This window comes from Paenibacillus taichungensis (assembly GCF_003287275.1).
Classification (GTDB): domain Bacteria; phylum Bacillota; class Bacilli; order Paenibacillales; family Paenibacillaceae; genus Paenibacillus; species Paenibacillus taichungensis_A.
Map to the genome: position 1 here is coordinate 444,982 of NZ_QEVW01000009.1, position 20,949 is coordinate 465,930.

General features: G+C 46.6%; 22 protein-coding genes and 1 riboswitch. Of the genes, 21 read left to right on the forward strand and 1 reads right to left on the reverse strand.

The window, feature by feature from the left end:
* Window positions 1-132: 132 nt before the first annotated feature.
* The 5 genes from DC345_RS16830 to sigF all read left to right on the forward strand — a co-directional run bounded on the left by DC345_RS16830 (window position 133) and on the right by sigF (window position 4,105).
* On the forward strand, window positions 133-957 hold the full coding sequence (locus DC345_RS16830) for a purine-nucleoside phosphorylase (protein WP_090900713.1): 825 nt from the start codon (window positions 133-135) through the stop codon (window positions 955-957).
* A 307-nt stretch (window positions 958-1,264) separates the two neighbouring features.
* On the forward strand, window positions 1,265-2,386 hold the full coding sequence (locus DC345_RS16835) for a D-alanyl-D-alanine carboxypeptidase family protein (RefSeq protein ID WP_258530698.1): 1,122 nt from the start codon (window positions 1,265-1,267) through the stop codon (window positions 2,384-2,386).
* Between the two features lie 143 nt (window positions 2,387-2,529).
* Window positions 2,530-2,883, forward strand: a complete 354-nt coding sequence (gene spoIIAA / locus DC345_RS16840; RefSeq protein WP_036663380.1) for an anti-sigma F factor antagonist — start codon at window positions 2,530-2,532, stop codon at window positions 2,881-2,883.
* Complete coding sequence (gene spoIIAB / locus DC345_RS16845; RefSeq protein WP_062324397.1) at window positions 2,880-3,335, forward strand: anti-sigma F factor; 456 nt, start codon at window positions 2,880-2,882, stop codon at window positions 3,333-3,335. Before spoIIAA ends, spoIIAB begins: the two co-directional genes overlap by 4 nt.
* Before the next feature lie 14 nt (window positions 3,336-3,349).
* Window positions 3,350-4,105, forward strand: a complete 756-nt coding sequence (sigF, locus tag DC345_RS16850; RefSeq protein ID WP_076291907.1) for an RNA polymerase sporulation sigma factor SigF — start codon at window positions 3,350-3,352, stop codon at window positions 4,103-4,105.
* A gap of 88 nt (window positions 4,106-4,193) precedes the next feature.
* Here the strand turns inward: sigF and DC345_RS16855 are convergent, their stop codons facing one another.
* Window positions 4,194-5,126: a DMT family transporter gene (locus tag DC345_RS16855; RefSeq protein ID WP_113054029.1), complete on the reverse strand. Its 933-nt coding sequence runs from the start codon at window positions 5,124-5,126 to the stop codon at window positions 4,194-4,196.
* Between the two features lie 109 nt (window positions 5,127-5,235).
* Between DC345_RS16855 and DC345_RS16860 the strand changes: the two genes are divergently transcribed.
* The 16 genes from DC345_RS16860 to DC345_RS16935 all read left to right on the forward strand — a co-directional run bounded on the left by DC345_RS16860 (window position 5,236) and on the right by DC345_RS16935 (window position 20,947).
* Entirely contained in the window at window positions 5,236-6,147 is a 912-nt protein-coding gene (locus DC345_RS16860; protein ID WP_113054030.1) for an AraC family transcriptional regulator, read from the forward strand.
* A gap of 441 nt (window positions 6,148-6,588) precedes the next feature.
* On the forward strand, window positions 6,589-7,245 hold the full coding sequence (locus tag DC345_RS16865; RefSeq protein ID WP_076291910.1) for a stage V sporulation protein AA: 657 nt from the start codon (window positions 6,589-6,591) through the stop codon (window positions 7,243-7,245).
* On the forward strand, window positions 7,226-7,654 hold the full coding sequence (locus DC345_RS16870) for a stage V sporulation protein AB (protein WP_076291911.1): 429 nt from the start codon (window positions 7,226-7,228) through the stop codon (window positions 7,652-7,654). Before DC345_RS16865 ends, DC345_RS16870 begins: the two co-directional genes overlap by 20 nt.
* An 83-nt stretch (window positions 7,655-7,737) precedes the next feature.
* Entirely contained in the window at window positions 7,738-9,348 is a 1,611-nt protein-coding gene (locus tag DC345_RS16875; protein WP_099858268.1) for a spore germination protein, read from the forward strand.
* A 102-nt stretch (window positions 9,349-9,450) separates the two neighbouring features.
* Window positions 9,451-10,782, forward strand: a complete 1,332-nt coding sequence (gene lysA / locus DC345_RS16880) for a diaminopimelate decarboxylase (protein ID WP_113054031.1) — start codon at window positions 9,451-9,453, stop codon at window positions 10,780-10,782.
* 222 nt (window positions 10,783-11,004) lie between these two features.
* The gene (locus tag DC345_RS16885; RefSeq protein WP_024630947.1) at window positions 11,005-11,436 is read left to right on the forward strand and encodes a peptidylprolyl isomerase; all 432 of its coding nucleotides are present in this window, start codon (window positions 11,005-11,007) and stop codon (window positions 11,434-11,436) included.
* Window positions 11,437-11,582: 146 nt separating this feature from the next.
* A riboswitch (FMN riboswitch) is annotated at window positions 11,583-11,746 on the forward strand.
* A 359-nt stretch (window positions 11,747-12,105) separates the two neighbouring features.
* On the forward strand, window positions 12,106-13,209 hold the full coding sequence (ribD, locus tag DC345_RS16890; protein ID WP_181586613.1) for a bifunctional diaminohydroxyphosphoribosylaminopyrimidine deaminase/5-amino-6-(5-phosphoribosylamino)uracil reductase RibD: 1,104 nt from the start codon (window positions 12,106-12,108) through the stop codon (window positions 13,207-13,209).
* Between the two features lie 40 nt (window positions 13,210-13,249).
* Window positions 13,250-13,918, forward strand: coding sequence for a riboflavin synthase (gene ribE, locus DC345_RS16895; protein ID WP_113054032.1), 669 nt, complete (start codon window positions 13,250-13,252; stop codon window positions 13,916-13,918).
* 57 nt (window positions 13,919-13,975) lie between these two features.
* Window positions 13,976-15,214 (forward strand): bifunctional 3,4-dihydroxy-2-butanone-4-phosphate synthase/GTP cyclohydrolase II, encoded by a 1,239-nt coding sequence (locus DC345_RS16900; protein ID WP_113054033.1) that lies wholly within the window; start codon window positions 13,976-13,978, stop codon window positions 15,212-15,214.
* Between the two features lie 86 nt (window positions 15,215-15,300).
* On the forward strand, window positions 15,301-15,768 hold the full coding sequence (gene ribH / locus DC345_RS16905; protein WP_063565743.1) for a 6,7-dimethyl-8-ribityllumazine synthase: 468 nt from the start codon (window positions 15,301-15,303) through the stop codon (window positions 15,766-15,768).
* A 102-nt stretch (window positions 15,769-15,870) separates the two neighbouring features.
* On the forward strand, window positions 15,871-16,671 hold the full coding sequence (locus DC345_RS16910; RefSeq protein ID WP_024630942.1) for a segregation and condensation protein A: 801 nt from the start codon (window positions 15,871-15,873) through the stop codon (window positions 16,669-16,671).
* Entirely contained in the window at window positions 16,640-17,299 is a 660-nt protein-coding gene (scpB, locus tag DC345_RS16915; protein ID WP_113054034.1) for an SMC-Scp complex subunit ScpB, read from the forward strand. Before DC345_RS16910 ends, scpB begins: the two co-directional genes overlap by 32 nt.
* A gap of 186 nt (window positions 17,300-17,485) precedes the next feature.
* Complete coding sequence (locus DC345_RS16920) at window positions 17,486-18,217, forward strand: DUF2953 domain-containing protein (RefSeq protein WP_113054035.1); 732 nt, start codon at window positions 17,486-17,488, stop codon at window positions 18,215-18,217.
* A gap of 270 nt (window positions 18,218-18,487) precedes the next feature.
* Window positions 18,488-18,982, forward strand: coding sequence for a GerW family sporulation protein (ytfJ, locus tag DC345_RS16925; RefSeq protein WP_113054036.1), 495 nt, complete (start codon window positions 18,488-18,490; stop codon window positions 18,980-18,982).
* A 132-nt stretch (window positions 18,983-19,114) separates the two neighbouring features.
* Entirely contained in the window at window positions 19,115-20,302 is a 1,188-nt protein-coding gene (locus DC345_RS16930) for a D-alanyl-D-alanine carboxypeptidase family protein (RefSeq protein WP_113054037.1), read from the forward strand.
* A gap of 18 nt (window positions 20,303-20,320) precedes the next feature.
* Entirely contained in the window at window positions 20,321-20,947 is a 627-nt protein-coding gene (locus tag DC345_RS16935; protein WP_063568316.1) for a nucleoside recognition domain-containing protein, read from the forward strand.
* Window positions 20,948-20,949 lie beyond the last annotated feature (2 nt).

The window sequence follows — 20,949 nt, forward strand, 5'->3', positions numbered from 1 at the left end:
AAATAAATTGAACACATTTAAACGCCGTTATACATAAGCAAATGCATCATTTAAGCGCGTTGATAACGCGTAGTTTTGATTGATACCATTTGCGGATACAGACGGATCGTTTCAACTCAAGGGGGAACATTTATGACAGCATTAAACCAACAGATGATTTTGGAAGCGGCATCTTACATCCAAAGCAAAAGTACTATTAAACCGGAAGTCGGTTTGATTTTAGGTTCAGGGCTTGGCATTTTGGCGGAATTGATTGAAGATGGTGTAAGCATCGCTTATCAGGATATTCCGCATTTTCCGGTGTCCACAGTAGAGGGACATGAAGGCGAATTGCTTGTGGGGACCATTAAAGGCCGTCCGGTTGTTATGATGAAAGGTCGTTTCCACATGTATGAAGGTTATGGTCCTGAACTGACTGCCTTCCCGGTACGTGTTATGAAAGAGCTGGGCGTAACTTCTCTGCTCGTAACGAACGCAGCAGGTGGCGTAAATACCTCTTATGAAGCGGGTGACCTGATGCTGATCTCGGATCATCTCAATCTCACAGGCAAGAATCCATTAATCGGACCGAATGACTCCGCACTGGGTGTTCGCTTCCCGGATCTGTCCGAAGCGTACAGCCGCCGTCTGCGTGCGCTGGCGAAGGATACAGCCGCGTCACAAGGTTTTGATGTACGTGAAGGTGTATATGCAGGTATGCTTGGTCCAAACTACGAGACACCAGCTGAGATCGTTATGCTGCGTACGTTGGGTGCGGATGCTGTCGGCATGTCTACCGTCTCTGAGGTTATCGTAGCACGCCACGCAGGCCTGGAAGTGCTCGGTATTTCTTGTATCAGCAACATGGCTGCCGGCATTCTGGACCAGCCGTTGTCGCATGATGAAGTTATGGAGACAACAGAACGTGTTCGTGAATCGTTCCTGGCCCTTGTCCTGGCTGTTATTCCACAAATGTAACTGATCATATAGAAAAGGCGATCTACCCTAATGTGATTCATTGGGGCAGGTTGCCTTTTTTTATTTTCCTTAACGGACCGTTCACTCATCCAGTAGTTCAGGCTCGTTTTTTGGTGTTTCACACGGATTACATAAAAAGTTCGGCAAATCATTCTTTACATGGAATAATTTACTTCAATCGGGCCGACAATGATTAGCAGTACATGCATGCATGGAACATGCAGTAAGCAAGTTATTTGAGGAGGTAACCCTAGTGAAGAAACGAATAATGGCATCGTTCATGACCCTTTGTATCCTGCTGCCCCTGATGGCATCAACCGCGCTGGCTGAAGAAACTCCCAAAGCAGCGGGGGGAACAGATTTGGCCCCGTCGGCACGCTCCGCCATTTTGATGGATGCAGATACGGGCACGGTCATTTTTGAAAAAAACAGTCATGATCAGCTGCCTCCGGCGAGCATTACGAAGATTATGACCATGCTGCTCACCATTGAAGCGGTCGACTCTGGCAAGCTGAAGCTGACGGATAAAGTGAGAACGAGTGAATATGCCGCATCCATGGGTGGATCACAGATATTTCTGGAACCTGGGGAAGAGATGACGGTAGACGATATGTTAAAAGGGATTGCTATGGCTTCCGGTAATGATGCCTCTGTGGCGATGGCTGAGAAAATTGCCGGTTCCGAGGAAGCTTTTGTTCAATTAATGAATGAGCGGGCGAAGGAGCTTGGCATGAAGGATACTCATTTTGCCAACTGTAACGGCCTTCCGGTAGATAATCATTATTCTTCCGCGCATGATATTGCGGTCATGAGCCGTGAACTGCTGAAGCATCCGGGGATTACGAAATATACCGGTGCATACCAGGACTACCTTCGTAAAGATAGCGAGAAGCCATTCTGGCTGGTGAATACGAACAAATTGGTTCGTTTCTACTCCGGTGCGGATGGGTTGAAAACAGGATACACTTCCGAAGCGAAGTTTTGTCTCTCGGCTACAGCGATGAAAGATGGGCTGCGTGTCGTTTCCGTGGTATTGGGTGAACCAAATACCAAAACACGGAACAGCGAGGTGTCCTCGATGTTTGACTATGCTTTTGGGCAGTACACGATGAAAGCTCTGTACAAGTCAGGGGACCTGCTGGGCAGCCTGAAAATTGAAAAAGGTGAAGTTGCCGAATTGCCGCTGAATGCAACGCAAAATTATAGTGTGCTGATGCGCAAAGGTGCGAAATCGGATGAGATCCGTCATGAATTGCTGATGGCCAAAGAAGTAAAAGCTCCGGTCAAAGCAGGTCAGAGTGTAGGTAAGCTTGTCGTCTACCAGGGCAATGAAGTCATCAAGGAATTCGACATTCAGGCTCCACAGGATGTGGACAAGGCTGGCTGGTGGAAGCTATTCAAACGCACAACCTCCAATCTGTTTGATTAAACGGCGATTTATGCAGGTTGCGCACATCCGTTGAACATATTTTGTAGTTAAATAGGGGTTTTCTTCTAGTTTTGTCGGGGGGCAGGAAAAGCCTTCGAGAACGTAGAAATCCTTGTTCAAGACAGGGAGGAGAGTGAGCAAACGTGAACTTGCATGTGGAAATGGAACATCACCGCGGGATTCTGATTGTGCGATTATCCGGGGAGCTGGATCACCATACAGCTGACATGGTACGGATGCAGATGGATGAAGCCATCCAGCGCAGACAATGCGAGCATCTGGTACTCAGCCTGAAAGATCTGCAATTTATGGACAGTTCGGGTCTGGGTGTCATTTTGGGAAGATACAAGCTCATTAAGAATAAAGGCGGCAAGATGGTTGTCTGTGATGTCAATCCGCCAGTGTATCGTTTGCTGGAAATGTCGGGTTTGTTCAAGATTATGCCGATTTACGAAAATGAGGGAACTGCTCTCTCGGGTCTGGAGGTCGTCTCATGAATGAAGGAACGGGGACAAATTTCATGAATCTGCAATTCGCGGCCAAGTCGGAGAACGAATCGTTCGCACGGGTGACGGTTGCTGCCTTCATCTCCCAGCTTGATCCTACGATGGACGAGCTTAGCGATCTGAAGACAGTCATTTCGGAAGCCGTAACGAACAGCATCATTCACGGTTATAACAACAATCCGGAAGGTGTCGTGTCCATTCAAGCCGAGATTCGCGATGACATGATCACTATCATTGTGGAAGACCGCGGTGAAGGCATCGAAGACCTTGAACTGGCCAAACAGCCGTTGTATACGTCCAAACCCGAACTTGAGCGCTCGGGGATGGGCTTCACCATTATGGAAAACTTCATGGATGAATTCGAAGTCAGCAGTGAGCCCGGCAGAGGCACCTCCATCAAGATGAAGAAAAGGATTGAATCCAAGAAAGCATTGTATAATTAGGGGTTGGTGGTCTTATGGATGCTGAAGTGAAACAGTCTTCACAGACCTATTTGGACGATGCCGAGGTCAAACGGCTGATTGCGCTCAGTCAGTCGGGTGACCATGTCGCACGGGATACGCTGGTGAACTGCAACATCAGACTCGTCTGGTCCGTCGTACAACGTTTTATGAACAGGGGATATGAGCCGGAAGATCTGTTCCAGATTGGTTGTATCGGGCTGCTCAAATCGGTGGATAAATTCGATCTCAGTTATGATGTCAAATTCTCCACCTATGCTGTCCCGATGATTATCGGAGAAATTCAGCGCTTCCTGCGGGACGACGGCACCCTTAAGGTCAGTCGTTCACTGAAGGAGATGGCGAATAAAGTCCGCAAGAAAAGGGATGAGTTGTCCAAAAACCTGGACCGTCTGCCCACGATCAAGGAAGTGGCTGAAGAGCTGGGGGTAACCCCGGAGGAAGTTGTTTTTGCGCAGGAAGCGAACAAACCGCCTACCTCCATACATGAGACGGTGTTTGAGAATGACGGCGATCCGATTACACTAATGGACCAGATTGCCGACGAGTCTCAGGAACGGTGGTTTGACAAACTGGCGCTAAACGAAGCAATTGGCGGTCTCAGTGAACGGGAACGGCTGATTGTATATCTCCGGTATTATCGCGATCAGACCCAGTCCGAGGTCGCCAGTAGACTGGGTATATCCCAGGTGCAGGTGTCACGGCTGGAGAAAAAAATACTTCAATCCATCCGCGACCAGATCGCACAGTGATTTTGGATTGCAGAAAACAATATTGGTGTTGAAATACCAATTTACGACAACTAACAACCTTCTATCGCGCGTCAATATGCGGAGAAGGTTATTTGTCGTTAGCCTGGATGGGTTTGGGGCGATTCGACTGCAACAATAATATCAATCCAACGATACATGCGGTCCCCAGCCATTGAAATAACCCGAAGGGTTCATGCAACCAGATAACAGTTGTGCCAACGGCAGCAAGAGGTTCTGCGCTTCCCATTAAACTTGTTTCTTTGGCTGTCAGGCTTTTTAAACTTTCGATATAGAACCAGAATGCAATCATCGTCCCAAAAATAATGGTAAAAGCCATATATCCGTAAGTTTCCAAACGCAAGCTGGCAAAGTCCATTTTCCATGGTGGGTGGATGAGACTCAGTGCAGCCCCTCCGATAATCATTGCCCAGCCTACAACAACGAGTGAATCAAACTTTTCAATCAGTTTTACGGCGTAGAGGGTATAAAAGGCAGCAGCAACTCCGGATAACAGCCCCCACAATACAGCGGGTAACGGTACAGACAATTGAGAGGGAGAACCATTGGTCAGCAGGAGAAAACACCCGCTCAGAGCCAGAATCGCTGATGCAACATCCTTTCTGGTTAGAGCAGCCTGTTTTCGCCAGATCATATAGACCATGATCATGACTGGTGACAGATATTGAAGTAGGGTCGCCACCGCGGAATTGCCATGTTGGATGGACGCCATGTACGTATATTGAACAGCGAGCATCCCGAATAATCCGAAAATGATTAGCTGCAAGGCTGTTTTTTTCTGCTTCCACATATCGAAAATTTGCGAGCGTCTTGTTGTAAAGGATTGAACCGTCAGGAGCAGTATGCCGGCAATCAGCAGTCGTACCGTTACAAACCAGTTGACTTCAATTCCGTATTGTTGAAACAGCTTTTGTGAAACCGTTCCGCCAACGCCCCAGCATATTGCACCTGTAAGAACGAAGAATAGGCCTGACTTCCTAGATCTCTTAATAGATATTTTCATGAATAGTTCCCTCACCTTAAATATAAGAATAGTGCTATATTAAAATGGAATAGGCTATAATAATATCAATATCGCACAGATAAATATCATTATATTGAGATGAGAAAATATGCTTAAAACAGAATTCAGGATTGATCAAAATGGAAGGGAGCTGACGGAGCATCGTACGGTTACACTGCCTTTGGCGTGTTATGAAACCACAATTGTACGCAATGTTCACGGGCATATTCCATTGCACTGGCATGATGAATTGCAGTTTGTTTTGGTTGTCCAGGGCGAAGCTCTTTTTCATGTGAATAATCAAAAGATTATTGTGACGCAAGGCGATGGGCTGTTTATCAACAGTGGTTGTATGCACATGGCAGAGGAACGGGGGAAGAAGGATAATTGTATTTATCTTTGTCTAAATGTCTCTCCTCATTTTGTTGTGCCTCCCGAGTTATATTTGAAGTATGTTCATCCTTATATCTCAGCAACCAATTTACCTTATCTTTATATCAAAAGGGAAATTTCCTGGGGAGCTCAAGTCCTGAACGCCATTCGGCAGGTTAAAAAGAATCTGGATGAACAGCCTCCATTTTACGAAATGAATGTGGCTTCAAGCCTTTTAACGATATGGAAACATCTAATTACAAGCGGATACGCACTGGAATACAATCCATCCGAAGTCATCAGAAGCAAGCGAATGAAGGGTATGGTTGAATGGATTCACCTGCACTCCGCTGAACCAATCAAATTGGAGGACATTGCAAGAGCCGGTCAATTAAGTCGCTCGGAAACCTGCCGTTATTTCAAGCAAATGTTGAAGACAACGCCCATGCAGTATGTAATCGATTATCGCATCCAAAAGAGTGTGGAGCTGTTGCAACTCCAAGAACGCAGCATTACCGAGATTGCTTATGAAGTGGGCTTTAATAGCACGAGCTATTTTATTAATCAATTTCGCAAAACGATGCAAATCACCCCGTTAAAGTTCAGAAGAGAAATGGAGTTGAGGAATAAGGAGGGTATTGGGCAGTGAATAAAAAAATGCCCCAAAGATACCTGATCCCCAAGTTTCTTACCAGTCCATCCATAAGATCTTCTCTTCTCAGTAAGTCGCTATAATAGCGGCTTTTTTTGTTTGTTTAACAAAAGGATTGTGAAAAAATAAAGTCCAAATTCACCATCTATTATTTCTCTTACTACAGCCTCCCAGCATATTTATTTCAGTCCTTTGGGAAAAAAGGGAGACACGTGCAGCGGAGGGATGGAATCGGACTAAGGAGCAAAGCGTTCGCCTTTAGCACCGGATTTCCTCCTTGAAAAAGGAGATTCAAGAAATCCGGGGATAACAGCGACCGATGGCCGATCCATCCCGAAGCGCCCTCAGTGTCTACAAAACCTTTTTCCAACCAGAATGTAATAAATTTGCACATTCTTCAAATACTAACCTAAATTACGCAGTAAAGGAGTGTTTCGGATGTCCCTGACACCCACTCCAACGGTCTATGTTCGATTGCGCAGCCGTATTCGTATCCAAAGGGGCCGAAGTGTCAAGCTTGGAGATGTAGCTCACTTGCTCACCTCTCCCGAAGAAAAGGAAGGAAGGTTGCTTGAACTTGAATTGCTGCGCCCCGGACCGGAGGATGGCAATCTGATCCTCATTGATATATTGCAGATCATCCCTCAGATCCGTCGGGCCTTACCAGATGTCACCGTTGAATTGATCGGATCGGGTCATACGCTTGTTGAGGTAGTTGCGGGAAGTGGCAAACCTTCCAAATCCCTGTTTATCCTGGTGTGGCTGCTGCTTTTCTTTGGATCAGCGTTGACCATTATGAATTTTCATGCTGACGTAAACATGCAGGAAGTTCAGATTCGAATTGTAGAGATGATTACAGGCCGCCGGGATGAGCATCCGTATCTGTTTCAGGTGGCGTATTCAATCGGAATAGGATTTGGCATGGCCGTGTTCTTTAATCATTTATTCAAGAAAAAGTGGAATGAAGAACCTACCCCTTTGGAGGTGGAAATGTTCCTATATCAGCAAAATGTAGACAAGTATGTGGTGATTGAAGAAACCGAACGTATGCATGAAGAGGAACGCAGGGAGATGAATGCGGATGAGCGTTCTTAACGGAGCAATCAGCATTGTGCTGGGTATTGCGGGGGGGATCGCGGTCGGAAGTGGTGTGATTGCGCTTATTCTCGTGCTTGATATGATCCCAAGACTAGCTCAGCTTACGCGAACCTATGACAAAACCCATTGGTATGAAGGGGCCTTGATCGGAGGTTCGCTGCTCGGTACCGTTGCGGATTTTTGGCACTGGAAGGTGCATGGAGCGGTGTTGCTGAGCCCGATCATCGGACTGTTTTGCGGTGTGTTCATCGGTCTGCTTGCTGCGGCACTCACAGAAGTGTTGAATGTACTGCCAGTGCTGGCGAAACGACTGGGCATGAAATCGTATCTATTTGGATTGCTGCTTGCCATGATTTTGGGGAAGATGACAGGCTCCCTGTTTGACTTTTTTGTATACCAGCGTTGAAACGTTTGGCCTAAGGAGGATGGGAAATGGACGTAAGATCAGACAACGACGGGCATAACTCCAGCGAAGCAACATCCGAAGAGATGATGCATAAATCTCCTTATGAGATTCAGGAGGAAGAAGAAAAGAAGGCTTACGAAAAAAAGAAGCAAAATGAAATGTCTGACAGTATCGAGGAATCAGTAGAATATTGGCAGGAAAACGACGATATTTCCCCTCGCATGAGTGATAACAGATATACGCTTCAACAAGTGTTGGGACTTGGGGAGTCCTTTGATGTGAATATGAGGGAAATGGTCTTGGGCGGCAAACACGTTGGATTACTGCTGCTGACTGGATTTGCGAAGGATGAAATTTTGCTCGAAGTGTTAAAAAGATTAACGTATCTTACACCGGAGCAAGTGTCTGGACATGCACTGAAGTCGTATTTCGAATGCTACATTCCTCATATTCAAGTTGAGCGAGTGGAGAAAATGAGTGCTGTCATTAACAAGGTCCTCACAGGCATGAGTGCCATGTTCGTCGAAGGGGATCGTTCCGTTATTGTTATGGATACCCGCAGCTATCCGGTACGCTCACCAGAGGAACCTTCGCTGGAGAGAGTGGTCCGTGGTTCTAGAGACGGGTTTACAGAGACACTTCTGACCAACGTGGCGTTAGTACGCCGAAGAATACGGGACCCTGGATTAAAGTTTGAAATTATGCAGGTCGGACGCAGATCGCAAACGGATGTCTGTGTTGTGTATATTGATGATATCGTGGACAAGGTTCAGGTAGATTCCGTTCGCGAAAAAATCAAACGAGTAAATATCGACGGTATCCCTGCTGCCGATAAGCAGCTTGAAGAAGCGATTATTAACAAGGGTTGGCACCCGTATCCGTTGGTTCGGTATTCGGAACGACCGGATGTGACAGCTTCCCATCTGATGGACGGACGTGTGGTTGTATTTGTAGATACTTCACCCAGTGTGATGATTCTGCCCACGACCTTTTTTGACCTATGTGAGCATGCGGAAGAGAACAGACAGACCGCCTTTATGGGAACCTATCTGCGCTGGGTACGATTTGGAGGTATTCTGATTTCACTTTTCCTGTTGCCGTTGTGGTTGCTGATGGTTATTGACCCTGCCATTAAGCCAGCAGGAATGGAGTTCATCGGCCCTCACGAGAATGCACAGCTTCCGCTGATTCTGCAGTTCCTGCTTATTGAATTCGGGGTGGATTTATTGCGGATGGCAGCAGTTCATACCCCGACGCCACTCGCTTCGGCCATGGGTTTGATTGCGGCCATTTTGGTCGGGGATATCGCCGTGAAAACAGGTTATTTTGTGAATGAAGTTGTACTTTACATGGCGATTGCCGCCATTGGTATGTTTGCAACACCCAGTTATGAGCTTGGTTTGGCGAATCGGTTGGTCAGGTTGTTTTTGCTCGTTGCTGTGGCGATATTCAAGGTTCCCGGCTTCGTTGTCGGGACGACGTTCATTATTGTGGCGCTCACCTTGCATCGCTCCTACAACTCTTCGTATCTCTGGCCATTCATACCGTTTAATGCAAAGGCTTTGGGTAACTTTTTATTCCGTTTGCCACTGTTGGAGAATAAAAAACGTCCTTCGATCAACAAAACGCGTGACAATACCAAAATGGACAGTGATCCGGACGGGGAATTGCAAAAAAGTAAAAAACACAAATGATCTGCCGAAAAATCCATTCTTCTCATTCACTAATTTGATATACTGGTGTAAAATCATTGGAATAACAGCTGTTCCAGTATATAAAAAGTGAGGAATGCAGATATGTATTTACATGGTACAAGTAAAATAAATGCACAGGGACATCTGGAAATTGGCGGAGTCGATACTACCGTCCTGAAAGAACAATTTGGAACTCCCCTGTATGTTGTGGACGAGCAATTAGTTCGTGAGCGTTGCAGAGAGTACATGGAAGCGTTCCGTGCTTCAGGCCTGGGTTTCCAAGTTGCTTATGCAAGTAAAGCATTCTGCGTAATGGCCATGTGTGCCCTTGCTGCGGAAGAAGGACTTTCCTTAGATGTAGTATCCGATGGTGAATTGTTCACGGCACTACAAGCCGGTTTCCCGGCAGAGCGTATTCACTTCCACGGCAACAACAAAACATTGGAAGAGATCGAAATGGCGCTTGATGCAGAAATTGGCTGCTTCGTTGTAGATAACTTCAATGAACTGCACTTGCTGCAAGCTGTAGCCGCAGACAAAAATCGCAAAGTTAACATTTTGCTGCGTGTGACGCCTGGTGTTGAAGCGCATACGCATGAATATATTTCGACAGGACAAACGGATTCCAAATTTGGATTCGATATCGGAAACGGAACCGCATTTGAAGCCATTGAATTGGCTTCCAAACAGTCGAACTTAGTTTTACTCGGTGTGCATTCACACATCGGTTCCCAGATCTTCGAAGTTGAAGGCTTCCAGATGGCTGTTCAACGTGTTGCTGAATTTGCAGCAGCTGTGTATGAACGTCTTAATGTTGCTTTCAAAGTGGTTAACCTGGGTGGTGGATTCGGAATCCGTTATATCGATGGAGATACACCGCTTGAAGTTTCACAATACGTGAAAGCTATCACGGATGCGGTAAAAAATCATTTTGCTCAAATCGGCTATGCCGTGCCTGAGATCTGGGTTGAACCAGGCCGCAGCATCGTAGGTGAAGCCGGAACAACACTCTACACGGTTGGAACAAGCAAAGATATTCCAGGGGTTCGTAAATACGTAGCTGTGGATGGTGGAATGACAGACAATCCACGTCCAGCGCTGTATGAGTCAAAATATGAAGCTGTATTGGCAAACCGTGCAAATGAGGTAGCTCAGGAAACGGTATCTGTTGCTGGTAAATGTTGTGAGAGTGGCGATATGCTGATCTGGGATTTGGACCTGCCTAAAGTGCAAAGTGGCGATCTGCTCGCAGTAGCCTGCACAGGTGCTTACAACTACTCCATGGCAAGCAACTATAACCGGATTCGTCGTCCGGCAGTTGTATTTGTCAAAGACGGTCAAGGGGATGTTGTCGTACGCCGTGAGACGTATCAGGACATTATCCAGAATGATCTGGTACCTGAGCGTATTGCAAAACAGCCAGTTACCCGTTAATTTAAGTTCAAATAGCGGAGTTCTATATGAAGAAGACAAAAAAGGACACTCTTTTTTGTCTTCTTTTGCATGTTTAGGGCCGGATTTTGAAAAAAATCTTGCTGATTATTTTGCGATCAAACCATTTTCGGTGTACACTAAGAAAAGTGCTATAAAGCTTGGCCCAGGGTCATGCGTTCTGGCACCATTAACGATGGTCAATACGAAAGGAGTCATTTACATATGGCGAAACAAGCAAAAATTAAAATGGCAAACGGCGGAGAAGTTGTAATCGATTTGTTCGATCAAGAAGCTCCAAACACAGTAGCAAACTTTGAGAAACTGGCTAACTCCGGTTTCTACAACGGTCTTGTATTCCACCGTGTTATTCCGGGCTTTGTAGCGCAAGGCGGATGTCCTAACGGTTCCGGTGCAGGCGGCCCAGGTTACACAATCAACTGTGAAATCAACCCGAACAAACATGAGCGTGGAACATTGGCTATGGCACATGCAGGCCGTAACACAGGCGGAAGTCAGTTCTACATCTGCTACCAACCGCAACCACATTTGGATGGACAACATACTGTATTTGGTAAAGTAACCAAAGGTATGGAGTTCGTAGACGCTTTCGAAGGTCGCGACAAAATGGAAACTGTTGAAGTAGTAGAAGCTTAATCAATAACTGTATGTAAACCGTTTCGCAATTAGCGAAGCGGTTTTTGTTTGCACTTAAGCTTATTAAAAGTTAGTATGTGACAAAAAGGAACAAAAAACAATTGATTTTTTGACGTTAAAGTGCTAACATCCAATTAATAACGCAACGAATCCTTCAGGGCAGGGTGTAATTCCCTACCGGCGGTGATGCAGTATGTGAGGATATCTATCCAGCATTGATGCAAAGTCCGTGACCCGTCTGCCTGTGGCAGATGGCTGATCTGGTGTAATTCCAGAACCGACAGTATAGTCTGGATGGGAGAAGGAGAGGGTGCAGTCTTTAGGGGCCGCATTCCGCAGGAGTGTTGCTGTACAGTTTTTGACGAATTCATTTTCTGTGCAGGGAGAAATCCGGTTACTTCCGGCAATCTTCATACATATGCCACATCATAGAAGCTCTTTACCTGTAATTGAAGTTCATTAAGGTATGTGTCTGCTTTCACTTGCCTGAAATGAAGTTTTGGGCGATGTGTTGTTGGCAATGTATCAATAGTACTGCTGGTGACACATGTCTCTCATCATCCCCATCGAACGGTTTGTTCGACGGGGATTTTTTATTGGATATGGAACATGCCTCTCTGTTGGAAGGGAGGTCTATAACTTAAGATTTTAACCGTGGGGTGAACGGACTTGGAAATGATTAATGATGAATTTTATATGGCGCTTGCACTGGATATGGCAGAGCGGGCACAAGGACAGACCGGAATCAATCCGGTCGTAGGTTGTGTCGTTGTAAAAGAAGGACGTATCGTGGGCCTCGGAAGTCATCTCAAACGGGGAACGGGTCATGCAGAGGTTCATGCACTCAACATGGCGGGCAGTGATGCCGAAGGCAGTACAGTGTATGTTACGCTCGAACCCTGTAGTCATTATGGCAAGACTCCACCATGCAGTGAACGTCTCATTCATGAGAAAGTGAAACGTGTGGTCGTCTGCTGCGAAGATCCGAATCCGCAAGTCTCCGGCAGAGGGATCAGCATGCTGCGTCAACAAGGGATCGAAGTTGAAGTTGGCGTGCTTCGTGAGCGCGGAAGACGGATGAACGAGAAATTCATCAAATACATTACAACAGGTCTCCCCTTTGTAACTTTGAAGACGGCCTCTACTCTGGATGGCAAAATCGCTACGCGTAGCGGTGACAGCAAATGGATCTCTAACGAGTCAGCTCGCGAGATTGTACACGCGCTTCGTCATCGCCATCAAGGCATTATGGTTGGTGTGGAAACGGTCATTGCAGACAACCCCGAACTCACGACTCGTTTGCAAGTGGAAGGGATCAGCCCGGTACGAATTGTGGTCGATTCCAAGCTACGTCTGCCTGTAGGAGCCAAAATGGTCAAGGATGGCCTTGCACCAACTTGGGTGCTTACAACGGATGAGGCGAGCTCTGAGGCGGCCGAGCGGCTGGAAGCCTATGGGGTGGAGATTATACGTTGTGGTCCAGGACCACGAGTTGATCTGTTGAGTGCACTCAGCAAGCTCGGTGAGCGTGAGATTGGTTCAATTCTGCTGGAAGGCGGGGGCACACTGAATGGTGCCATGCTGGAAGCACGGTTGGTAGATCGACTGCTCATGTTCATTGCTCCGAAAATCGTCGGAGGATATGAAACACCAGGCAGTTTCCGCTTCGAGGGTGTAGAGCGCATGAGTCAAGCGATTCAATTGCATCAGCTGGAAATTGAGCAAGTTGGAGATAATATTAGTATTGGCGGAATTCCGGTTTGGCCAGAATAAATGAATTAACGATAAAGAAATAAATAAAGGAGGCGGTAGCATGTTTACCGGTTTGGTGGAAGAAGTTGGTCAGATCCGGCGCATAGGTCGGAAAGGCGAAGCGATGGTCCTGAATATCGGAGCTTCCGCCATTATGAACGACCTGAAGATTGGCGATAGTGTAGCTGTAAACGGGGTATGCTTAACTGCGACAACCCTGGAGGGTGGCGGGTTTACTGCCGATGTAATGCCAGAGACATATCGACATACCAATCTTAGTCAGTTGCAATCCGGCAGCAAAGTTAATCTGGAGCGAGCCATGCTGTCAGGTGGTCGTTTTGGCGGGCATATCGTTCAAGGCCATGTCGATGGTACTGGGGTGATTGGCAGCATTACACGTGACCAGAATGCAATTGTTTTCGAGATCAAACCTGATGATTCGCAGCTGTTCAAATATCTGATACCCAAAGGATCAGTAACCCTGGATGGAATTAGTCTGACTGTTGTGCATACTTCACAGACCGCATTCACTGTATCCATTATTCCCCACACTATTGGTGAGACCGTATTAAATGTGAAAAAGACGGGTGATACCATCAATATTGAGTGTGATATTTTGGGCAAATACGTGGATCATCTGTTGCACTATGGTAAGGGACATCAGGAGACAGGTGCGGGCAAGCCGCGAAGTATCAGTGAGGATTTCCTCGCTAATCACGGATTTGCTTAACAAATCATAATTAATTAACTACAAATATAAATTGAAATGGAAACTGGAGGGTGACCTATGTCAGAGAAATCCATTCTGAATTCTATTGAGGAAGCCATCTACGATCTCATGCAGGGTAAACCGGTCATTGTGGTGGATGATGAGGATCGGGAGAATGAAGGCGATTTTATCGCTTTGGCGGAAAAGGCTACACCTGAAGTGATCAATTTCATGATTACCGAAGGCAGAGGTCTGGTGTGTGTTCCCATTACGCAGCAACGTGCCGATGAACTCAACCTGAAACCTATGGTTCAGCAAAATACGGACTTTCATGGGACGGCCTTTACCGTCTCTGTAGATCATAAAGATACCACAACGGGCATCTCGGCTCATGAACGCTCCATTACAGTTAAGGGTCTAATCGACCCCGAAGCGAAAAGCGGAGATTTCCGCAAGCCGGGCCACATGTTCCCACTTATCGCCAAAGATGGCGGTGTACTACGACGCGCGGGCCACACGGAAGCGGCTGTGGATCTCGCCATTATGTGCGGTTCCTATCCCGCAGGTGTAATCTGTGAAGTGATCAAGGAAGATGGCACGATGGCCAGACTTCCGGATCTGCAGGAGATCGCTCGCAAACATGATCTAAAGTTGATCAGCATTCAGGATATGATTCGGTACCGGAATGAGAAGGAGCAGTTGGTTCAACGCGAAGTAGCTGTACGCATGCCAACGGACTTTGGTGAATTCCAGGCGGTGGCATACACCAATGCGGTGGACAACAAGGAGCATGTCGCTTTGGTTAAAGGTGAAATTGATGGATCGAAACCTGTATTGGTGCGCGTACACTCCGAATGTCTCACGGGGGATGTATTCCATTCTCATCGATGCGACTGTGGTCCACAATTCGATGCGGCCCTGAAACAGATCCATGACGAAGGCAATGGCGTCCTGCTCTATATGAGACAAGAAGGACGAGGCATTGGACTGATCAACAAGCTCAAAGCCTACAAACTGCAAGAGGAAGGTCTGGACACCGTGGATGCCAATCTGAAGCTTGGATTTGCAGCCGATCTTCGTGATTACGGCATCGGTGCCCAAATCCTCAAGGATCTAGGCGTTCGCCAAATTCGGTTGTTAACCAACAATCCACGCAAAATTAAAGGGCTTGAAGGGTATGGACTTGAAGTGGTGGAACGAGTTGCCATTCAGATGGAAGAGAACGAGGATAATACGGTCTACTTGCACACGAAGCAGGCGAAGCTCGGTCATATGCTGAATTTCGATGATATCGAACAGAATGAAGAAAAAAACTGAGTAGCTTTTCTGAGGTTAAAAAGGGTGAACTAGTTTCCAAAGATCAGCTGCGTACATCATATAATACAATTAGGGAGATGACTTGAATGCCACACTTTTTTGAAGGACATTTGGTATCAGAAGGATTAAAATATGGAGTGGTCGTAGGACGTTTTAACGAGTTCATTACAAGCAAATTGCTCAGCGGAGCACTGGATGCGTTCAAACGCCACGGTGTACAAGATGATGAAGTGGATGTAGCGTGGGTTCCAGGAGCCTTTGAAATCCCGTTGATTGCACAAAAAATGGCTGAAAGTGGCAAATACGATGCAGTCATTACGTTGGGGACGGTTATCCGCGGTTCAACAACACATTATGATTATGTGTGCAATGAGATGGCTAAGGGTGTAGCCGCAATTAACCTGAAAACAGGTGTACCTACAATCTTCGGCCTGGTTACAACAGAGAATATTGAACAGGCCATTGAGCGTGCTGGAACTAAGGCAGGAAACAAAGGCTGGGATTCAGCTACTGCCGCAATTGAAATGGCAAACTTGACGAAACAGCTAAAATAGTGCTTATTTAATATAGTGCCCTGCTCTGCGCAGACGAAAACGGGAGACCGGATTCGGCGGCTTAGCGGGGGTTTTTATTTTTCTGGCGGGAGGATTCGTCTAGTGACGGTAGTTACATACAAACTGGAGACTTTTGAAGGGCCTTTGGATCTGCTGCTTCATCTGATCGATAAGGCAGAGATTCATATCCAGGATATTCCCATCAGCGATATTACCGATCAATATATGGCGTATCTGCATTCGATGCAGGAGCTGGAGCTGGATATTACGAGTGAATTTCTGGTAATGGCGGCAACACTTCTGTCGATAAAGAGCAAACTATTACTGCCCAAACCACCGGTAATCGAGGACTTTGAGGATTATGCATATATGGAAGATGAAGATTATGATCCACGTGCAGAACTGATTGCGCGTCTGATTGAATATCGCAAATACAAGGGGATTGCGCGTCACTTGCACGAACGGGAGTGGGAACGCAGCCTTATTTTCTCCAAAGAGCCCGAAGATTTGCGGCCGTATATGCCTGTAGAAGCACAATCGAATCCGGTCGAGGGTTTGCATACCTCGGATCTGATTGCGGCCTTCCAGAAGGCGCTGCGCAAGGCAGAGAAGCGGACAACCGTAACTCGGATCCAGCGGGATGAAATCTCGGTTAAGGATCGTATTCGCGATGTTATCGGCGCGTTGGAAAGTATGGGACCGGGAGGCAGGCTGTTATTCTCCAAGTTGCTGGATAACCAAATTTATCGGCACGAGATTGTCGTAACTTTTCTGGCGGTGCTGGAGCTGATGAAGATGAAGCAGATTGTCTGTTATCAGGAGCGGATGTTTGAGGATATCGTTATGGAGTGGAGAGGGGAAACAAAGAATCATGGATTTTCCGAAATTGAAATCGATTATTGAAGGCCTGCTGTTTTTGTCCGGAGAAGAAGGTCTGAGCATCAAACAAATCGCCGAGATCGTGGATCAGCGAACCGAACTGGTATCGGATGCGATTGAGGAAATGGTCGCTGAATTTGCCAAGCAGGGACGAGGCGTACAAATTCTTAAAATTGCAGGGGTAGTCCAACTCGGTACTTTGCCGGAACATGCGGCCTATTTTGAGAAATTGGCTTATTCACCTGCACGTACCTCTTTATCCCAGGCTGCGTTGGAGACGCTTGCTATTGTGGCGTATCGTCAGCCTATCACGCGGGTGGAGATTGAGGAGATCCGTGGCGTGAAATCCGAACGTGCCATCCATACACTGGTGAACAAGGATCTCATTCAGGAAGTGGGACGGGCTGAGGCCATCGGACGCCCAATTCTATATGGCACTACCAAATCTTTTCTGGATTACTTTGGTTTGGCTTCACTCAAAGATCTGCCTGAGCCAGGGTTGTTTGAAGATTCCGAGAACCTGGAGGAAGAGACACAGCTGCTTTTTGAAAAATTGGATGTGCAGCATGTGGATCTCGACTTGGATAGTACTCTCGAAAATGATGCAAATGCAAACGAAATTAATAACGAAGATGATCCTTTGAATTCATAACTTTGCAGTCTGGATTTATCCAAAACCGGTGCCCTTTCGGGGTACCGGTTTTTTGGCGTGGTATGTGAAAAGGATTGCAGGTAGCGTTCGAAGATTAAATGGAATTTTCAGGTCAGACGTGAATTTTTTCCTATACAGAGTGTCATACTAGACGAGAAAAGAATTGAGGGCTTGGAGGTAAGGCCTGTGTGGATTTGGCTTGGAGGAATCGGCTTGTTGATCGCACTGCTTCTTGTCGCAGTCCTCATCTCGTATGTTCATGTGCATTTTACATTCAAGAAACACAATCACGATGATTATGCCAAGATTACGGTTCGTCTGCTATATGGCATTGTTCGTATTAACTATGAAATTCCTAGTATTGTCTTTCGGAATATGAAGGAAGGTTTTCTAGTGAAGACGGAGCAGCGAATGAGTCATTCAAGGGGAGAAGCCCAGAGCAGCGAACGTGTTAACAAACGTAAAGTAAAAAAATGGGCTAAGGATGTAAAGATCATGCTCAGGGCAACGGAAGCATTAAAGCTCTGGATCAAGCAAACGCTCACTCGTGTACATATGACTCATTGGTCCTGGTCCACTCGTATTGGCGTCGGCGATGCAGCATATACGGCTGTTCTCATAGGTTGGGTGTGGAGTATCAAGTCGATCATCATTGGATACCTCTCTTATCAAATCCGTTTTGAACAAACGCCAAAGTTACAAGTTGTGCCTGTGTGGGAAGACGAAATGGAGTTTCAAACCGAGCTGGATTGGAAGCTAAAGATCCGGATTACAGCAGTCATGATCGCAGGACTTACATTGTTAACCCGAGTGCTTCAAGTAGAGGGAGGATGGCGGATGTGGTTCAGACTCTTAAAAGAACAACGGCGCAGACGCAAGCTGAAGCTCAAGAAACAACACAGTAAATCGCAGATATAAGTATATGTATATAGACTTCATGAAGATGACTGCGGGTGGCGGGTGGAACGGAACTATTCTCCTTGGCTAGATCATTTCGTTAGTTCTGAAGTAATCGATTATGCTAAAATTCCTCAAAGTTTAATTGCAACAGCCGGGTTATATTTTGCCAAGTCAGTGGTTTGAAATATTGAGGTTTAGTTAAATGGCTGGCTTACATAAGTCCCTTCATGTTTGGGGATGATATGGTTAGATCAAACCTAGCTTAAATTGAAACTGGAGGGAATTTAAATGTCAGATCATCCAATTCAAGGCTTAATGGAAACCGCAATGGAAAATATCAAGGCCATGGTGGATGTCAATACAATCGTGGGCGATGCGGTTGAAACACCAGATGGTACCGTGATTTTGCCGATCAGTAAAGTGGGATTCGGATTCGCTGCGGGTGGCAGTGATTTTCATGTAAATGATGGAAGCAGCAAAGGTGGAAGCGGCGGTAGCAGCGGAAACAGTACTACTGAACATTCCAGCTCCGCATCGGTTGCCTCACCATTTGGCGGAGGAAGCGGGGGCGGCGTATCCATTCGTCCAATCGCATTCCTGGTAGTTGGCAAACAGGGCGTTCATATCGTGCCGCTTGACAACTCCACGCATCTGTTCGAGAAATTGATCGATTCCACACCGTATGTGATGGACAGAATCCAGGATATGTTCCGCAATCGTAATACAGCCCAACCGGCAGAGTCCGGCATTCCTGTCACACCCAATCCTTCTACGTACAGCTAAAATGATTCGGTTAAAATCCCTTCCGCAGCGCATGCGAGAGGGATTTTTGCTGTTTTGTAACACTGGGACATACTTCGGGTTGTCCTGTCATAAGCTAGTACAAGATTCCAAGTGACCCGGAGGAATGAATCGATGCGAAAATTAATGAAATTTATGGCATGTATGCTCGTACCTTTGTTTCTGTTTCCCTCAATTGGGTTTGCTGAAGCCCAGGAAACCATATCTGGCCCTTCAAACCATGCGCAAAGCGCTGCTCTCATTGATGTGACGTCGGGCCGAATATTGTACAGCAAAGATGGAGACAAGGAACTCAGAATTGCCAGCTTGACCAAAATCATGACAGCAATTGTTGCGATTGAACACGGTAAACTGGATGACAAGGTTAAGGTAACTTCTTCTGCTTTTGCCAAAGAAGGCTCGTCCATCTATCTCAAGCTGGGTGAAGAAATGACGCTGGAAAACATGCTGTATGGGCTGATGCTGCGATCGGGCAACGATGCGGCCTCTGCAATTGCTGAACATGTCGGTGGATCTGAAGAAGGTTTCGTAATGTTAATGAACAAAAAGGCAGAACAAATTGGTCTGACCCATTCCCATTTTATGAATCCCCATGGACTTGATGCAGAGGGTCATTACTCCACCGCCAATGATCTGGCACGCTTAACCGCGTATGCGCTCAAGAATCCGGTATTCAAACGAATTGTAGCTACGGAGAACAAGTCTGCTCCAAATCCGAATGAGAGCTGGGAGTACTCCTGGCAAAACAAAAATAAAATGCTTCGGTTGTACGAGGGAGCCGATGGCGTCAAGACCGGATATACCAAAAAGGCGTTCCGTTGTCTGGTCAGCTCTGCTACTCGCGATGGACAACAGCTTGCTGCGGTAACCCTGAACGATGGTGACGACTGGAATGACCATTCACGTATGCTGGATTTCGGTTTTGAAAACTTCCCTTTGGTGGAAATCGCAAAAAAGGAACAAGCTGTACAGAACACGGATGTGGTCACAGGCCGCGGGTTCACCTATCCTCTGGCGAAGAGTGAGACAGCCTCATTGACGAAAAAGCTGATTTTACTCGATAACCGTGCAGAGGAGAGTACAGAGGGAGATGCAAAAACGACTGATCCTTCTTTTGGACTGGCTGGCCGAATTGATATGCAGCTTGATGGGAAACTTGTGGGTTCAATTCCTGTGTATCGCAAAGGAAGTTATATTCCGCCTGAGCCAAAGAGTGAAGATGCAGCTCTTGGGGGTGCTGGTGAAATTTCTACCTGGGCTTCCGCATGGCGTTCAGTATTAAGCCATTTGTTATCTCCATAATGAGGGGAGGGTTATCCTTTGATCAATCTAATCTGGCTTCTCATGATTGTAACCGGCTTTGCATTTGCAGCAGCACAAGGCAAAATTGAAGTCGTTACGCAGGCGGCTTTTGATGGAGCAGCAACCGGAGTAACGGTCTGTTTTGGGCTGATTAGTGTACTCGTGTTCTGGATGGGTATGATGAAAATGGCTGAGGATGCCGGGCTGCTGGGACGAATCGCGAAGCTGCTGGGTCCGGTTGTTGGCTTTTTATTCCCGGATGTTCCGAGGAATCATCCAGCTATGGGATATATTTTATCCAATATGAGTGCCAATTTGCTCGGTCTCGGCAATGCAGCAACCCCAATGGGGATCAAAGCCATGCAGCAACTGCAGGAGCTGAATCCGGATAAACAAACGGCTTCCCCTGCGATGTGCACGCTGCTGGCTCTGAATACAGCGAGTATCACCATTATTCCGACAACCCTGATAGCCATTCGACTCAATTATCATTCCGCGAATGCCACGGAAATTGTAGGTACAACGCTAATGGCAACCATTATTGCGACATTTGCAGCCATCGTAGCCGATCGCTGGTACCGAAACAGGGCACTTCACAGGCCGCCGCGTGTACATAAAAGTGACAATCCCGGTATGAAAGGATGAGC

Bases quoted from the DNA above. Each gene is read 5' to 3' on its own strand.
- sigF (WP_076291907.1), top strand. From the start codon at position 3,350: ATGGATGCTGAAGTGAAACAGTCTTCACAGACCTATTTGGACGATGCC.
- DC345_RS16885 (WP_024630947.1), top strand. From the start codon at position 11,005: ATGGCGAAACAAGCAAAAATTAAAATGGCAAACGGCGGAGAAGTTGTA.
- DC345_RS16870 (WP_076291911.1), top strand. From the start codon at position 7,226: ATGCGGATGAGCGTTCTTAACGGAGCAATCAGCATTGTGCTGGGTATT.
- DC345_RS16930 (WP_113054037.1), top strand. From the start codon at position 19,115: ATGCGAAAATTAATGAAATTTATGGCATGTATGCTCGTACCTTTGTTT.
- ribH (WP_063565743.1), top strand. From the start codon at position 15,301: ATGCCACACTTTTTTGAAGGACATTTGGTATCAGAAGGATTAAAATAT.
- DC345_RS16900 (WP_113054033.1), top strand. From the start codon at position 13,976: ATGTCAGAGAAATCCATTCTGAATTCTATTGAGGAAGCCATCTACGAT.
- DC345_RS16830 (WP_090900713.1), top strand. From the start codon at position 133: ATGACAGCATTAAACCAACAGATGATTTTGGAAGCGGCATCTTACATC.
- lysA (WP_113054031.1), top strand. From the start codon at position 9,451: ATGTATTTACATGGTACAAGTAAAATAAATGCACAGGGACATCTGGAA.
- ribE (WP_113054032.1), top strand. From the start codon at position 13,250: ATGTTTACCGGTTTGGTGGAAGAAGTTGGTCAGATCCGGCGCATAGGT.
- DC345_RS16875 (WP_099858268.1), top strand. From the start codon at position 7,738: ATGATGCATAAATCTCCTTATGAGATTCAGGAGGAAGAAGAAAAGAAG.
- ytfJ (WP_113054036.1), top strand. From the start codon at position 18,488: ATGTCAGATCATCCAATTCAAGGCTTAATGGAAACCGCAATGGAAAAT.
- scpB (WP_113054034.1), top strand. From the start codon at position 16,640: ATGGATTTTCCGAAATTGAAATCGATTATTGAAGGCCTGCTGTTTTTG.
- DC345_RS16865 (WP_076291910.1), top strand. From the start codon at position 6,589: ATGTCCCTGACACCCACTCCAACGGTCTATGTTCGATTGCGCAGCCGT.
- DC345_RS16835 (WP_258530698.1), top strand. From the start codon at position 1,265: ATGGCATCAACCGCGCTGGCTGAAGAAACTCCCAAAGCAGCGGGGGGA.
- spoIIAB (WP_062324397.1), top strand. From the start codon at position 2,880: ATGAATGAAGGAACGGGGACAAATTTCATGAATCTGCAATTCGCGGCC.
- DC345_RS16860 (WP_113054030.1), top strand. From the start codon at position 5,236: ATGCTTAAAACAGAATTCAGGATTGATCAAAATGGAAGGGAGCTGACG.
- DC345_RS16855 (WP_113054029.1), bottom strand. From the start codon at position 5,126: ATGAAAATATCTATTAAGAGATCTAGGAAGTCAGGCCTATTCTTCGTT.